At 67.2% G+C, this 14,784-nt stretch carries 11 protein-coding genes; 5 read left to right on the top strand and 6 right to left on the bottom strand.

Annotated features, from left to right (window positions below; genetic code table 11):
- Positions 1 to 121: 121 nt before the first annotated feature.
- The 3 genes from ACV7NO_RS08325 to ACV7NO_RS08335 are packed head-to-tail and all read right to left on the bottom strand — an operon-like array spanning position 122 to position 1,586.
- Positions 122 to 1,072, bottom strand: coding sequence for an aldo/keto reductase (locus ACV7NO_RS08325; protein ID WP_463405536.1), 951 nt, complete (start codon positions 1,070 to 1,072; stop codon positions 122 to 124).
- Positions 1,069 to 1,254, bottom strand: a complete 186-nt coding sequence (locus tag ACV7NO_RS08330) for a hypothetical protein (protein ID WP_463405537.1) — start codon at positions 1,252 to 1,254, stop codon at positions 1,069 to 1,071. Before ACV7NO_RS08330 ends, ACV7NO_RS08325 begins: the two co-directional genes overlap by 4 nt.
- Positions 1,255 to 1,262: 8 nt before the next feature.
- Entirely contained in the window at positions 1,263 to 1,586 is a 324-nt protein-coding gene (locus ACV7NO_RS08335; RefSeq protein WP_463405538.1) for a hypothetical protein, read from the bottom strand.
- A gap of 111 nt (positions 1,587 to 1,697) precedes the next feature.
- Here ACV7NO_RS08335 and ACV7NO_RS08340 point away from each other — a divergent pair, with 111 nt between their 5' ends.
- The 4 genes from ACV7NO_RS08340 (at position 1,698) to metH (ending at position 7,602) form a co-directional block, all read left to right on the top strand.
- Complete coding sequence (locus ACV7NO_RS08340; protein WP_463405539.1) at positions 1,698 to 2,642, top strand: ArsR/SmtB family transcription factor; 945 nt, start codon at positions 1,698 to 1,700, stop codon at positions 2,640 to 2,642.
- Entirely contained in the window at positions 2,639 to 3,580 is a 942-nt protein-coding gene (metF, locus tag ACV7NO_RS08345; RefSeq protein WP_463405540.1) for a methylenetetrahydrofolate reductase [NAD(P)H], read from the top strand. Before ACV7NO_RS08340 ends, metF begins: the two co-directional genes overlap by 4 nt.
- Positions 3,581 to 3,725: 145 nt before the next feature.
- On the top strand, positions 3,726 to 4,772 hold the full coding sequence (locus tag ACV7NO_RS08350; protein WP_463405541.1) for a homocysteine S-methyltransferase family protein: 1,047 nt from the start codon (positions 3,726 to 3,728) through the stop codon (positions 4,770 to 4,772).
- A gap of 154 nt (positions 4,773 to 4,926) precedes the next feature.
- Positions 4,927 to 7,602 carry a methionine synthase gene (metH, locus tag ACV7NO_RS08355; RefSeq protein ID WP_463405542.1) on the top strand — a complete coding sequence of 892 codons (2,676 nt, stop codon included), beginning with the start codon at positions 4,927 to 4,929 and terminating at the stop codon, positions 7,600 to 7,602.
- Between the two features lie 58 nt (positions 7,603 to 7,660).
- Here the strand turns inward: metH and ACV7NO_RS08360 are convergent, their stop codons facing one another.
- Positions 7,661 to 8,266, bottom strand: a complete 606-nt coding sequence (locus ACV7NO_RS08360) for a flavodoxin family protein (RefSeq protein WP_463405543.1) — start codon at positions 8,264 to 8,266, stop codon at positions 7,661 to 7,663.
- Between the two features lie 74 nt (positions 8,267 to 8,340).
- A complete protein-coding gene (locus ACV7NO_RS08365; RefSeq protein WP_463405544.1) occupies positions 8,341 to 9,648 on the bottom strand; it encodes a M20/M25/M40 family metallo-hydrolase in 1,308 nt (435 codons plus the stop codon).
- A gap of 118 nt (positions 9,649 to 9,766) precedes the next feature.
- On the opposite strand from ACV7NO_RS08365, the gene ACV7NO_RS08370 reads away from it, so the two are divergent.
- The gene (locus ACV7NO_RS08370) at positions 9,767 to 10,195 is read left to right on the top strand and encodes a hypothetical protein (protein WP_463405545.1); all 429 of its coding nucleotides are present in this window, start codon (positions 9,767 to 9,769) and stop codon (positions 10,193 to 10,195) included.
- Positions 10,196 to 10,266: 71 nt separating this feature from the next.
- Here the strand turns inward: ACV7NO_RS08370 and rpoC are convergent, their stop codons facing one another.
- Complete coding sequence (gene rpoC / locus ACV7NO_RS08375) at positions 10,267 to 14,643, bottom strand: DNA-directed RNA polymerase subunit beta' (RefSeq protein WP_463405546.1); 4,377 nt, start codon at positions 14,641 to 14,643, stop codon at positions 10,267 to 10,269.
- Positions 14,644 to 14,784: the final 141 nt, after the last annotated feature.

Raw genomic sequence — 14,784 nt, forward strand, 5'->3', positions numbered from 1 at the left:
GAACGTCGCATAGTGACGAACCTGCCGGTCCGCGATCGCCGCGAGGTTTGCGGGGATCGGCTCCTCGTCCATGTAGCGTGGCGCCGCATTGCAAAGCCCGCGCAAGCGATGGCCGGTGACGTCAGGCGCCTGCGTCGGTGAGGCGGGCGAGCTGGCCCGTCGAAAGGTGGAGATCGATCGCCGGGAGGAGTTCGCGAAGCTGGTCCGCGCTCGTCGCGCTCGCGATCGGGGCGGTGACGCCGGGTTGCGCGATGAGCCAGGCGAGCGCGATCTGTGCGAGCGTCGCGCCTGTTTCGACGGCGACTTCGTCCATCGCGTCGAGCACGGCCTTACCCTTGCCATCGAGCAGGTCGCCCATGCGCCCGCCGCGGACGCTCTTCGACAGGTCGTCGCGCGTCCGGTACTTGCCGGTAAGAAATCCCGAGGCGAGCCCGTAATAGGGGACCACGCCGATATTCTCGACGACGCAGTAATCCTGCAACTCACCCTCGAACTTGTGGCGGCTGACGAGGTTATATTCGGGCTGGAGGACATGGTAACGCGGCAGGCCCGCCGCCTTGGCGGCGTCGTTGGCGGATTTCAGCCGCGCCGCGTGAAAGTTGGAGGCGCCGACGACGCGGATCTTGCCCGCGTCAACGAGGCTGCTGAATGCCGCGAGAACTTCGTCCTGCGCGACCGAGTCATCGTCCTGATGGGCGAAGTACAGGTCGATCCGGTCGGTGCCGAGGCGCTTGAGCGAAGCATCGCACGCCGCGGCGATGCGGGCCGGGGCGAGCTTCTCGCCACCGTCGCCGGGAAGCATGCCGACCTTGGTCGCGATCAAGACGTCGTCACGTCGGCCGCTGGTTTTCAGCCATTCGCCGATCATCGTCTCGGACTCGCCACCGCCATGCCCCGGCGCCCAGGCGGAATAGACGTCGGCGGTGTCGATCATGGTCCCGCCGCCCTCGACGAAGGCGTCGAGGACGGCGAAGCTTGCCGCGCGATCCGCGGTCCAGCCGAAGACGTTGCCACCCAGAACGAGCGGAGCGATCCGGAGGTCGGTTGCGCCAAGGCGGCGGAGATCCGTCATCGGCTTTCGCCTTCCGTGTTGGCGTCGATCGCGTCGGTGGCGACGCTGTTGGCATCGAGCATCGCCGCCGCCTCGTTGAGCTGCTGCGCCTCGTCGCCACTCGCCGGGGCGCTGTCGTCGGCGGGCGACGAACAGGCGGCGGCGAGCAGCAGCAGCAGCGGCGCGAGGCGGCGGTCGATCACGACTACGTTCAGTCCTTCAGCGCGGCGCCGGCATTCTGGAGCGCGGTGCCGGTGGCGTCGGCGGCGCGATCCGCGCCGTTGCTGATCGCCGCACCGGTACGATCCGCGGCACGGTCGATCTTGGTGCCGGCATTGTCGAGCGTCGCCTCGGCGGAGCCGAGCGCGCGATCGCTGGCGGCCTCGACGTCGGAGGCTGCGTTGCTGGCGGTGGCGTCCGCGTCGGCGGCGATCGCGTTCGCGGCCTGCGCGCTCTCGTTCTGGGCGTTCTGGCTGCACGCCGACAGGCCGATCGCGGCGACGAGGGCAATGGCTGCGGTGGTGACGGTCTTCATCGAATGATACTCCCTGCTTACTTCGATAGCGCCTAACGCCGCTCCGGTCGATTTGGGTCCGCAACGATCCGTCGATTGACCACATATAAAGATTTCTTTATATGTGGTCCCGTGATCGACCCTCTCACAATTTTCGCCGCCCTCGGCGATCCGACGCGGCTGCGGGTGCTGGCGCTGGTGCGGGTGATGGAACTGTCGGTGGGCGAGCTGGCGCAGGTGCTGGAGCAGAGCCAGCCGCGGGTATCGCGGCACGTCAAGATCCTGTGCGACGCCGGGCTGGTCGAGCGACGAAAGGAAGGCAGCTGGGTGTTCGTCGCGCTGGGCGTGCCGGACGTGATCGCGCCGGTGTTCGCGGCGCTCGACGCATGGACGGAGGGTGACGAACAGGCGGCGGACCGCGCGCGGCTGGACGCGGTGCGCGCCGATCGTGCCGCCGCCGCGGCCGCGTGGTTCGAAATGCATGCGCGCGAATGGGACGTGATCCGCTCGCTCCACGTTGCCGAGGATCAGGTGGAGGCGGCGATCGACGCGCTGGTGGGTGCCGGGCATGTCGGCCGGATGATCGACATCGGCACCGGAACGGGGCGGATGCTCGAGCTGCTGGCGGGACGGGCGGCGCACGCGCTGGGGATCGATCGCAGCTCGGAAATGCTGCGGCTGGCGCGCTCGAAGCTGGCGGGCGTGGCGAATGCCGAGCTTCGCCAGGCGGATTTCCATGCGCTGCCGGTGGGCGATGGTACGGTCGACCTTGCCATCCTCCACCATGTCCTTCATTTCGCGCAGCAACCCGACGCTGCGATCGTGGAGGCGGCGCGGGTCCTGGGCACCGGGGGGCGATTGCTGATCGCGGATTTCGCATCGCACGACCGCGAGGAACTACGGACGCGCGACGCGCATGCGCGGCTCGGCTTTTCGGACGAGCAGGTCGATGCCTGGTTCGCCACGGCCGGGCTCGAAACCGCACGGGTCGAAACGCTCGACGGCGGCGAACTGACGGTGAAACTCTGGCTCGGCACGAAGCCGGGCGTACGACTGCACGAGGTGAAGGCGGCATGACGCTGACGGTGAACCAGCTGGCGGAGGCGCGGACGGCGCTGGAAGGGCCGCTTTACGCGGATATCGCGGGCGACCTGGACGTGAGCTTCGAGTTCTTCCCGCCCAAGAGCGAGAAGATGGAGGAGCAGCTGTGGGGCGCGGTGCGCGCGCTCGAGCCGCTGGCGCCGCGCTTCGTCTCGGTCACCTATGGCGCGGGCGGGACGACGCGCGAGCGGACGCATGCGACCGTCGCGCGGATCCAGCGCGAGACGTCGATGGCGGCGGCCGCGCACCTGACCTGCGTCGAGGCGACGAAGGCCGAGATCGACCAGGTGGCGGAGGAATATTGGGCCGCGGGCATCCGGCACATCGTCGCGCTGCGCGGCGATCCGCCGACCGCGGGCGCGAAATTCGCGTCGCATCCCGGGGGTTACGAGAATGCGGCGGATCTGGTCGCGGGGCTGAAGCGGCTGCATCCGTTCGAGATCTCGGTCGCCGCCTATCCCGAGAGCCACCCGGATTCGGCCGATGCCGCCGCCGACCTCGACAATCTGAAGCGCAAGATCGATGCGGGCGCGACGCGCGCGATCACGCAGTTCTTCTTCGAACCGGAGACGTTCTTCCGGTATCGCGACTCGGTCGCTGCGGCCGGAATCACCGCGGAAATCATGCCCGGGATCATGCCCGTCACCAACTTCGCCAGCGTCCAGCGGATGAGCGCGATGTGCGGCACCGACGTGCCGGCGTGGATGGGACGGCTGTTCGAAGGGCTCGACGACCATGCCGGCGCGCGCCAGCTGGTGGCGGCGACGCTGGCGGCGGAGCTGTCGCGCAAGCTGTATGCGGGGGGCGTGAAGTCGCTCCACTTCTATACGCTCAACCGCGCCGAGCTGGCCTATGCTATCTGCCACCTGCTGGGCGTGCGGGCGAAGGTGCCGGCGAAGGCGGCGGCTGCGTGACGATGCTCCTCCCCGCAGGCGGGGAGGGGGACCAGCAAAGCTGGTGGAGGGGGCTCTCCGCCAGCGTACCGACAGTGGAGAGCCCCCTCCACCGCTCTGACGAGCGGTCCCCCTCCCCGCCTGCGGGGAGGATCAAGGACACGACATGACCCCCCGCGAAACCCTCAATGCCGAAGCCGCCAAGCGCATCCTCATCACCGATGGCGCGTTCGGGACGGAGATCCAGAACTGGAAGCTCGACGAGGCGGCCTATGCGGGGGCGCTGGGGCTGACGCACGACCAGAAGGGCAACAACGACATCCTCGCGCTGACCAAGCCCGAGGTGCCCGAATCGATCCACCGCGCCTATTTCGAGGCGGGGGCGGACATCGCGGAGACGAACACCTTTTCCGCCAACCGGATCAGCCAGGCCGATTACGGCGCGGAGCATCTGGTCCGCGAGATCAACCTGGAGAGCGCGCGCGTCGCACGGCGGCTGGCGGACGAATACCAGGCGCGCGATGGCCGTCCACGCTTCGTGGCGGGCGCGATCGGGCCGACGAACAAGACGCTGTCGCTGAGCCCCGACGTCAACGATCCGGGCTATCGCGAGATCGACTTCGATACGCTCAAGGACGTGTACCGCGAGCAGATCGACGCGCTGGTCGAGGGTGGCGTCGACTTCATCCTGATCGAGACGGTGTTCGATACGCTCAACGCCAAGGCGGGGATCATGGCGGCGATCGAGGCGGGGAACGACCTTGGCCGCGACCTGGGGATCATGCTGTCGATGACGCTGACCGACCTGTCGGGGCGCAACCTGTCGGGGCATACCGTCGAGGCATTCTGGCACGCGGTGCGGCATGCGAAGCCGGTGACGATCGGGTTGAACTGCTCGTTCGGTGCGGAGCAGCTGCGCCCGCATGTGAAGGTGCTGAGCGAGCTGTGCGACACGCTCATCATGGTCTATCCCAATGCCGGGCTGCCCAACGAGCTGGGCGAGTATGACGAGATGCCCGCGACGACCGCGGGGCTGGTCGGCGAATGGGCGCTGGCGGGGCAGGTCAACGTGCTCGGCGGGTGCTGCGGGTCGACTCCGGCGCATATCAAGGCGATCGCGGACGGGGTTCGCGGGGTCGCGCCGCGCGCGGTGTCGGTGCCGCCGGTGCGGACGCGGCTGGCGGGGCTGGAGCCGTTCACGATGGCGGCCTGACGAACGATCCTCCCCACGGCGCGGGAAGGGGGACCGCGGCCGACGGCCGTGGTGGAGGGGGCTCTCCACCAGAGTATCGTGTGCGGAGAGCCCCCTCCACCAGCCTGCGGCTGGTCCCCCTTCCCGTGCCGGGGAGGATCCGGAAGAAAAGATCATGACCACCACCACCGCCACCAGCTTCGTCAATATCGGCGAGCGCACCAACGTCACCGGCTCCGCCGCGTTCAAGAAGCTCGTGATGGCGGGGGACTATACCCGTGCCGTCGAGGTCGCGCGCCAGCAGGTGGAGAATGGCGCGCAGGTGGTCGACGTCAACATGGACGAGGGGCTGCTCGACGCGCACCACGCGATGACGACGTTCCTCAAGCTGATCGCGGCCGAGCCCGACATCGCGCGCGTGCCCGTCATGATCGACAGCTCGAAATGGAGTGTGATCGAGGCGGGTCTGAAATGCGTCAGCGGCAAGCCGATCGTCAATTCGATCAGCATGAAGGAAGGCGAGGACGCGTTCCTCCACCATGCGCGGCTGTGCATGAACTATGGCGCGGCGGTCGTCGTGATGGCGTTCGACGAGGTCGGGCAGGCGGACACGAAGGACCGCAAGGTCGCAATCTGCGCGCGCGCCTATGACCTGCTCATGGGCATCGGCTTCCCGCCCGAGGACATCATCTTCGATCCCAACGTGTTCGCGGTGGCGACGGGAATCGAGGAGCACAACAATTACGGCGTCGACTTCATCGAGGCGTGCCGCGAGATCAAGGCGCGCTGCCCGCACGTCCATATCTCCGGCGGACTGTCGAACCTGAGCTTCAGCTTTCGCGGCAACGAGCCGGTGCGGCGCGCGATGCACTCGGTGTTCCTGTACTATGCCATCCCCGCGGGGATGGACATGGCGATCGTCAACGCCGGCCAGCTCGACATCTACGACCAGATCGACCCGGAGCTGCGCACCGCGGTGGAGGACGTCGTCCTCAACCGCGATCCCGAGGCGGGCGATCGTCTGGTCGCGCTGGCGGAAAAGTATCGCGGGACCGACGCGGTCGCGGAGAAGCAGGCCGCCGAGTGGCGCTCGCTCCCCGTCGGCAAGCGACTGGAATATGCGCTGGTCAAGGGCATCGACGCGCATGTCGTCGACGATACCGAGGAATGCCGGCAATTGTTCGCACGCCCGATCGAGGTGATCGAAGGCCCGCTGATGGACGGGATGAACGTCGTCGGCGACCTGTTCGGATCGGGCAAGATGTTCCTGCCGCAGGTCGTGAAATCCGCGCGGGTGATGAAGAAGGCGGTGGCGCACCTGCTGCCCTTTATCGAGGCGTCGAAGGAGCCGGGCGCGAAGGGCAAGGGCAAGATCATCATGGCGACCGTGAAGGGCGACGTGCATGATATCGGCAAGAACATCGTCGGCGTCGTGCTCCAGTGCAACGGCTTCGACGTGGTCGACCTGGGCGTGATGGTGCCGTGGTCGAAGATCATCGCGGCGGCCAACGAGAACGATGCGGATATGATCGGGCTCAGCGGCCTCATCACCCCGTCGCTCGACGAGATGGTGACGGTGGGCGAGGAGATGCAGCGTGCGGGCATGACGATGCCGCTGCTGATCGGTGGCGCGACGACATCGAAGGTCCACACTGCGCTGCGGATCGCGCCCGCGTACAAGGGGCCGGTCGTACATGTGCTCGACGCGAGCCGCGCGGTGGGTGTCGCGACGACGCTGGTTTCGACGACGATCCGCGACGATTTCGTCGCCAAGGTCGATGCCGAGTATGAGGCGGTGCGCGTCGCGCGCGAGGGCAAGGGGCAGAACGCGCTGCTGCCGCTCGACGCCGCGCGCGCGAACGCATTTCCCGCGGACATGGCGATGAAGGCGCCGCCGGTTGCCAAGCCCGGCGTGCATGTGTTCTACGACTGGGACCTGGCGGACCTGCGCCAGTATATCGACTGGACGCCGTTCTTTCGCGCATGGGAGCTGGCTGGCAACTTTCCCGCGATCCTGACCGATGCGGTGGTGGGGGAGAGCGCGAGCGGGCTGTACGCGGATGCGCAGGCGATGCTCGACAGGATCGTCGCGGAGAAGTGGCTGACCGCGCGCGGCGTCGCGGGGCTGTGGCCGTGCCACCGCCATGACGATGATGTCTGGGTCTATACGAAGCATGTCGAGGCGCATCGGACACCGGACGGCGGGAGCATCCCGGACGGCTTCCACATCCCCAATCTCGACCGGCGCGACGAGGAGACGGTGCGGCTGCCGTTCCTGCGCCAGCAGATCGCCAAGCGCGAGGGGCGGGCGAACATGTCGCTGGCGGACTTCGTCGATCCGGCGGGGGACTGGATGGGCGGCTTCGCGGTGGGGATCCACGGGATCGACGCGCATATCGCGCGGTTCAAGGCGGACAATGACGATTACAACGACATCCTGCTGAAGGCGCTGGCGGACCGGCTGGCGGAGGCGTTCGCGGAGGCGCTCCACGCGCATGTCCGTCGCGACCTGTGGGGCTATGCGCCGGACGAGCAGCTGACCAACGAGGCGCTGGTGCGCGAGCAGTATCGCGGCATCCGCCCGGCGCCGGGCTATCCCGCGTGCCCGGAGCATTCGCTCAAGCGGACGCTGTTCGACATGCTCGACGCGGAGGCGAATGTCGGGCTGGAGCTGACCGAGAGCTTCGCGATGCTGCCGACCGCGGCGGTCAGCGGCTTCTACTTCGGGCACGCGCAGGCGGAGTATTTCGGAGTAGCGCGGATCGGCGAGGACCAGGCGGTGGACTATGCGGTGCGGCGCGGGGTGGATCTCGATCTGGCGAAGCGATGGCTGCGGCCGAACATGGACTAGCCGGATGGCCGTCACCCCGGACTTGATCCGGGGTGACGGTGACTCCGAGGGAGGATCCTCAGGCTCCCGGGACAGGGTTCGCCTTCAGCAGCCCCGCGACGTGCGCGGCGTTGGTCGCGACCATCGCGGCGGTCTTCAGCACCTTCTCGGGCGTCTCGGGCAGGTCCTTGAAGTCGGTCGAGCCCATCGCCTCGCCGACCCAGTAGCACGCCGCGACCGGGGGGATCGTCCAGCCGGTGTCGTTAAGCGACTGGAAGATCTGCGCCGAGGACCAGTGCGCACCGTCCTCGTTGCCGACGATCGCGGCGATCGCGACCTTGCCGTAGCTCGGCATCCGGCCGGCGTCGTCGGTTTCATCCAGGAACGCGTCCATCCGCTCCAGCACGCGCTTGCCGATGCTGCCGAGTTGCCCCATCCAGATCGGGCCGCCGAAGATCAGGATGTCCGCAGCGAGGATCTTCGCACGGATCGCGGGCCACGCGTCGCCATCGCCCTCGTCGCTGGTCACACCGGGCTTCACATCGTGTTCGGCGATACGGATCGTCTCGGTGATCGTGACGTCGACCTTGGCGAAGGCATCCTTCAGCACCGCGATCATCGCGTCGGTGGACGAGTCGCCGGAGGCCCTGAGCGTGCAGTTGAGGGCGATGGCGGTAAGTGGCATGACGAGTCCTCGGGTTGGGAAAGACCGGGGTGCAACGTCTTGGCGGTCGCGGAATATCCCGCGCGATCAGGATATTATCGGCGCGGCTCGGCGGCGAGGCGGCTGACGAGGACCGCGCTGCGCAGCGCCTGGCGGGGCAGGCTCGTCAGGTCGATCCACTCGCCCTCGGCATGCGCGCCGCCGCCGCTCGCGCCAAGTCCGGCCAGGACATCGGCATCGGCGGCGACGAAGCTTGAATCCGCCGCGCCGCGCTTCGCTGGATCATATTCGGGCATTTCCGGGAGACCGAGGTCGCGGTTCACGGCGTTGAGCCTGGCGAGCAGCGCGCGGTTGCCCGCGGTCGGCGGCAGCGGGGGATAGCCGTCGGAAAAGGCGATCGTCGCGCCGGTATGCGGCAGGTGCTGCGCGACGATCGCCTTCATCTTCGCGATCACGCGCGCGTCCTGTTCGGGTGTCAGACTGCGCAGGTCGCCGCGCGCGACCGCGTTCGCCGCGACGATGTTGGTCTTGCCCGATGCGGTCGCGCGAAACCCCGACGCGTCCATCGCGGCGGGCGTGCCGCCGGCCATGACGCCGACATTGTAGGTGAGGTTGGGCTCGGGCAATTCGCGGCGGAACGCGTCGAGGATGCGCGCGAGTTCGTAGATCGCGCCGTAGCCGAGGCTCTCGCCGAACACACCGGCCGAATGCCCGGTCCTGCCGGTCACGACGATCTCCCAGTTGGTCGAACTGCGCCGCGCGACCGTGCCCCAGTCCTTGCCTTCGTCGGTCGCGACGTTCTCATATTCGAGCGCGACGTCGGCCCACTTGCCGGCGGCGATCAGGTCGCGGCGGGCGAGGGCGAGCGGGGCGCCGGTGCGCTCCTCGTCGCCGGTCAGCACTATCTTGATGTCGGCATTCTTCAGCGTGCCCGCCGCCTGCATCGTGCGAAGCGTCGTGACGATCACGACCAGCCCGCCCTTGTCGTCGCCGATGCCCGGGCCAAAGGCGCGCGTGCCTTCGCGGCGGAAGCCGGTGAAGGGACTTTCGGGCTCGAACACGGTGTCGAGATGGCCGATCAGCAGGATGCGTCTGCCCTTTCCCGATCCCGTGTGCGTGGCGACGAGATGGCCCGCGCGGCCGGTCTTCGCCATGTCGATCCATTCGACCGAGAAGCCCAGTGGCACGAGTTCGGCACGCATCATGTCCCCGACCTTGCGGACACCGGGGAGGTTCAGCGATCCCGAATTCTGGAGGACGAGGCGTTCCAGCAGCACCTCGCTGCGCTGGGCGTCGGTGGCGACCGCGGTCCGCATCGCGCTTTCGGGAGAGGGCGGGGCAGCGACCGCCGGGGTGACGGAGACGGTGCCGAGGGCGAGAAGGGCAGAGGCGAGGCGCAGCATCCGCGCAGCCTATCACGGCGCGGCGGCGACGTCAGCGGCGCAACGAAAGGCCCGATCCGGTCTTTATGTCGGCAGTCACCGGCCAATATGGGCAGGGGCGTTCGCAAGGAGACATCGAATGCCTGATTTCGCGCTGGCCCTTCTGTCCGGCATCGCGCTGACGCCGCACGAGGTCCGCTACGAGCATCGCGGCGCGCCCGTGCAGGTGACGTACCACGGTGCGGTGAAGACGTCGTATCGTCAGGTCGGTGGGGTCGCGCCGGCGGGCCGGCCGCAGACCCTGCGTTGCGCGTGGACCGCGCACGTGTCGGCAGATCGGCACGTGACCCGCGGCGACGAACGGGTGCTTGCGCGCACGATCATCGCAGAAGCGCCCCTGTCCGGGAGTCGTGCCGGGTGGTGCGGGCAGGCGAAGCGCGCGATCGACGCCGAGGTGGCGCAGCGGGCGAGTGCGGCACAGGCGCATCTCGCAGAGATGGCGGCGCGCGATCATGCGGACGTGCTCGCCGATCTCGACCGCCTGCAGGACGGGCTCGTACGCGGCTGACATGAAGAAGGCCGCCGCCCGGTATCCCGGACGGCGGCCTTCGTAACGTCAGGCTTGCACCCCGCCGAGGATCACTCCTCGTTCAGATACTCGCCCGCGTCGGCGTCGGTGCCGGTGCCCGATTCCACGACCGAACCGAGCGCGTCGTCGCCGGTGCCGGCCGCGTCGCGGTCGGTGCGGGCGAGTTCGGCCTCATGCTCCTGCTCGGCACTGTCGGGTGCCACGACAGCGACCGCTGCGGCCGCGGCGGTCGCCGCCGCGGCCGCACTGGCAGCAGCCGCACTCGCCGCCGCCGACGCGGTGGCCGCGACCATCGCGTCCGACAGCTTCTTCTGCTGCGCACGCAATGCCGCGTCGCGGCTGGTGGCCGCCACGCGCAGGCGGTTCATGCCCGCGCCGGTGCCTGCCGGGATCAGGCGACCGACGATCACGTTTTCCTTGAGACCGTTCAGGTTGTCGATCTTGCCCTGCACCGATGCCTCGGTGAGGACGCGCGTGGTTTCCTGGAACGACGCCGCCGAGATGAAGCTGCGGGTCTGCAGCGACGCCTTGGTGATGCCGAGCAGGACGGGCTTGCCCTGCGCCGGCGCCTGCTTCTTGTCGAGCTTGGCGTTGACCTCGTCCATCTCCGCGCGATCGAGCTGTTCCCCGACGAGCAGCGTGGTGTCGCCGCTCTCGATGATCTCGACCTTCTGGAGCATCTGGCGGACGATCGTCTCGATGTGCTTGTCGTTGATCTTCACGCCCTGGAGACGATAGACCTCCTGGATCTCCGAGACGAGATATTCCGCCAACGGCTCGATCCCGAGCACCTCGAGGATGTCGTGCGGATCGGGCGAGCCGCCGATCAGGTTGTCGCCACGCTTGACGTAGTCGCCTTCCTGGACGTCGATCACCTTCGACTTGGGCACCAGATACTCGACGACCTCGCCGCCATCCTCGGGCTGGATGCCGATCTTGCGCTTCGCCTTGTAGTCCTTGCCGAACACGACCCGGCCGGAAACCTTCGCGATGATCGCATTCTCCTTGGGCTTGCGCGCCTCGAAGAGCTCGGCGACGCGCGGCAGACCGCCGGTGATGTCGCGCGTCTTCGCGGACTCGCGCGCCACACGTGCGACGACGTCACCCGCCTGGACGGTGCCGTTGTCCTCGACCGACAACACCGCGCCCGCACCCAGCATGTAGCGCGCGGTTTCGCCCGATCCCTCGTCGAGAAGGGTGATGCGCGGCCGCAGATCCTCCTTCGCCTTGGTCGTCGCGCGATACTCGATCACGACGCGCTGCGAGATGCCGGTGGCCTCGTCGGTCTGCTCGGTGAGCGTCTTGCCCTCGATCAGGTCCTGGTACTTGGCCGTACCGCCCGTCTCGGTGATGACGGGCATGGTGAACGGATCCCACTCCGCCATCCGATCGCCCTTCGACACGATGTGGTTGTCGTCGAACATGACGTACGCACCATAGGGGATGCGATCGACCGACAGCTCGCGGCCGTCCATGTCCTTGATGACGATCTCGCCCGAACGGCTGAGCACCACGCGACGACCACGCTGGTCGACGATGACGCGCAGGTCGCGATACTCCGCCGTGCCGTCGGCATGCGCCTCGAGGTTCGAGGTTTCGTTGAGCTGCGCTGCGCCGCCGATGTGGAACGTGCGCATCGTCAGCTGCGTGCCCGGCTCGCCGATCGACTGCGCCGCGATCACGCCGACCGCCTCGCCGATGTTGACCGGCGTACCGCGGGCGAGATCGCGCCCGTAGCACTTGCCGCACACGCCGACCTTGCTCTCGCAGACCAGCGGCGAGCGGATCTTCATCCCCTGGATGCCGGTGGCCTCGATCTGCGCGACCATCGGCTCGTCGAGCAGCGTGCCCGACGGGATGAGCACCTTGCCCGACTTCGCGTCGACGACGTCCTCGGCCGTGGTCCGGCCGAGGATGCGCTCGCCGAGCGACGCGATGACGGTGCCGCCCTGGACGATCGCCTTCATCTCGAGCGCGCGCTCGGTGCCGCAATCGAGTTCGACGATCGTGCAGTCCTGCGACACGTCGACCAGGCGACGCGTGAGATAGCCCGAGTTCGCGGTCTTCAACGCCGTATCCGCGAGGCCCTTGCGCGCGCCGTGGGTGGAGTTGAAGTATTCGAGGACGGTCAGGCCTTCCTTGAAGTTCGAGATGATCGGCGTCTCGATGATCTCGCCCGACGGCTTGGCCATCAGCCCGCGCATGCCGGCGAGCTGCTTGATCTGCGCCTGCGAACCGCGGGCACCCGAATGCGCCATCATGTAGATCGAGTTGATGTCGCGCTCGCGGCCCTTGTTCGGGCCGTCCTCGTAATGGCGGACCGCCTTGATCTCGTTCATCATCGAGTTCGCGACCTGGTCACCGCAGCGCGACCACGCGTCGATCACCTTGTTGTACTTCTCCTGCTGCGTAATCAGGCCGTCCTGGTACTGCTGCTCGAAGTCCTTCACCTGGTCGCGCGTCTCGTCGACCAGCTTGTCCTTGTCCGGCGCGATGATCATGTCGTCCTTGCCGAACGAGATGCCCGCACGGAACGCGTGACGGAAGCCCAGCGCCATGATCGCGTCGGCGAACAGCACGGTCTCCTTCTGGCCGGTGTGGCGATAGACCTCGTCGATCACGTCGCCCACGTCCTTCTTGGTGAGGAGGCGGTTGACGGTCTCGAACGGCACCTTCGACGATTTCGGGAGCGTCTCGCCGAGCAGCATGCGGCCCGGCGTCGTCTCGTAGCGCTTGAGATACTGCTTGCCCGCCTCGTCGGTCTGCGGGACGCGGCTGATGATCTTGGTGTGGAGCGTGACCGCCTTCGCCTCGAGCGCCTGATGCACTTCCGACATGTCGGAAATCAGCATGCCCTCGCCGGGCTCGCCTTCCTTGAGCATCGACAGGTAATAGAGGCCCAGCACCATGTCCTGCGACGGCACGATGATCGGCTTGCCGTTGGCGGGCGACAGGATGTTGTTCGTCGACATCATCAGGACGCGCGCTTCCAGCTGCGCTTCCAGCGACAGCGGAACGTGCACGGCCATCTGGTCGCCGTCGAAATCGGCGTTGAACGCGGAGCAGACCAGCGGATGCAGCTGGATCGCCTTGCCCTCGATCAGCACCGGCTCGAACGCCTGGATGCCGAGACGATGGAGCGTCGGCGCGCGGTTCAGCAGCACGGGATGCTCGCGGATCACCTCGTCGAGGATGTCCCAGACTTCCTTGCGCTCCTTCTCGACCCACTTCTTCGCCTGCTTGAGCGTCATGCTCAGGCCCTTGGCGTCGAGGCGCGCGTAGATGAACGGCTTGAACAGCTCGAGCGCCATCTTCTTGGGCAGGCCGCACTGGTGCAGCTTAAGCTCAGGCCCCGTCACGATGACCGAACGGCCCGAATAGTCGACGCGCTTGCCGAGCAGGTTCTGGCGGAAGCGGCCCTGCTTGCCCTTGAGCATGTCGGACAGCGACTTGAGCGGACGCTTGTTGGCACCCGTGATCGTGCGGCCGCGACGGCCGTTGTCGAACAGCGCGTCGACCGCTTCCTGGAGCATGCGCTTTTCATTGCGGACGATGATGTCCGGCGCGCGCAGTTCCATCAGCCGCTTCAACCGGTTGTTACGGTTGATGACGCGGCGGTACAGGTCGTTGAGATCCGACGTCGCGAAGCGGCCGCCGTCCAGCGGCACCAGCGGACGCAGTTCCGGTGGGATGACCGGCACGACCTCGAGGATCATCCATTCGGGACGGTTGCCCGATTCGAGGAAGCTCTCGACGACCTTCAGCCGCTTGATGATCTTCTTGGGCTTCAGCTCGGACTTGGTGACCGCCAGCTCGTCGAGCAGCTGCTGCTTCTCGCCCTCGAGATCGAGGCTTTCGAGCATGATCCGCACGGCTTCCGCGCCGATGCCGGCCGAGAAGGCGTCCTCGCCATATTCGTCCTGCGCCTCGAGCAGCTCGTCCTCGGTCAGCAGCGTGAACTTTTCGAGCGGGGTCAGGCCCGGCTCGATCACGATATACGCCTCGAAGTACAGCACGCGCTCGAGCTGCTTCAACTGCATGTCGAGAAGCAGGCCGATGCGCGACGGCAGCGACTTCAGGAACCAGATGTGCGCGACCGGGGCGGCGAGCTCGATATGGCCCATCCGCTCACGGCGAACCTTCGAGACGGTGACCTCGACGCCGCACTTCTCGCAGACGATACCCTTGTACTTCATGCGCTTGTACTTGCCGCACAGGCACTCGTAATCCTTGATCGGACCGAAGATACGCGCGCAGAACAGGCCGTCACGCTCGGGCTTGAACGTGCGGTAGTTGATGGTCTCGGGCTTCTTGATCTCGCCGAACGACCAGCTGCGGATACGGTCCGGGGACGCGATGCCGATCTGGATCTGGTCGAACGTCTCCGGCTTGGCGACCGGATTGGCGAAGGGGGTCATCTCGTTCATGAGCTGTCCTTTAGAAATCTGTACCCTCTTCCGCCTTCGCGGGAGAGGAGGGGCCCATCGCTCTTCGCGATGGGAGGCGAGGGCCTTCCTGCGCCGACGCGCGGTAGAAGAAGACCCTCACCCAACCCTCTCCCGCGAAGG

It is taken from the genome of Sphingomonas sp. Ell38C01 (assembly GCF_055231975.1).

Excerpts from the sequence above, each read along its gene's own strand:
- ACV7NO_RS08325 (WP_463405536.1), bottom strand. The coding sequence starts at position 1,072 with ATGACGGATCTCCGCCGCCTTGGCGCAACCGACCTCCGGATCGCTCCG.
- ACV7NO_RS08335 (WP_463405538.1), bottom strand. The coding sequence starts at position 1,586 with ATGAAGACCGTCACCACCGCAGCCATTGCCCTCGTCGCCGCGATCGGC.
- metF (WP_463405540.1), top strand. The coding sequence starts at position 2,639 with ATGACGCTGACGGTGAACCAGCTGGCGGAGGCGCGGACGGCGCTGGAA.
- ACV7NO_RS08350 (WP_463405541.1), top strand. The coding sequence starts at position 3,726 with ATGACCCCCCGCGAAACCCTCAATGCCGAAGCCGCCAAGCGCATCCTC.
- metH (WP_463405542.1), top strand. The coding sequence starts at position 4,927 with ATGACCACCACCACCGCCACCAGCTTCGTCAATATCGGCGAGCGCACC.
- ACV7NO_RS08360 (WP_463405543.1), bottom strand. The coding sequence starts at position 8,266 with ATGCCACTTACCGCCATCGCCCTCAACTGCACGCTCAGGGCCTCCGGC.
- ACV7NO_RS08365 (WP_463405544.1), bottom strand. The coding sequence starts at position 9,648 with ATGCTGCGCCTCGCCTCTGCCCTTCTCGCCCTCGGCACCGTCTCCGTC.
- ACV7NO_RS08370 (WP_463405545.1), top strand. The coding sequence starts at position 9,767 with ATGCCTGATTTCGCGCTGGCCCTTCTGTCCGGCATCGCGCTGACGCCG.
- rpoC (WP_463405546.1), bottom strand. The coding sequence starts at position 14,643 with ATGAACGAGATGACCCCCTTCGCCAATCCGGTCGCCAAGCCGGAGACG.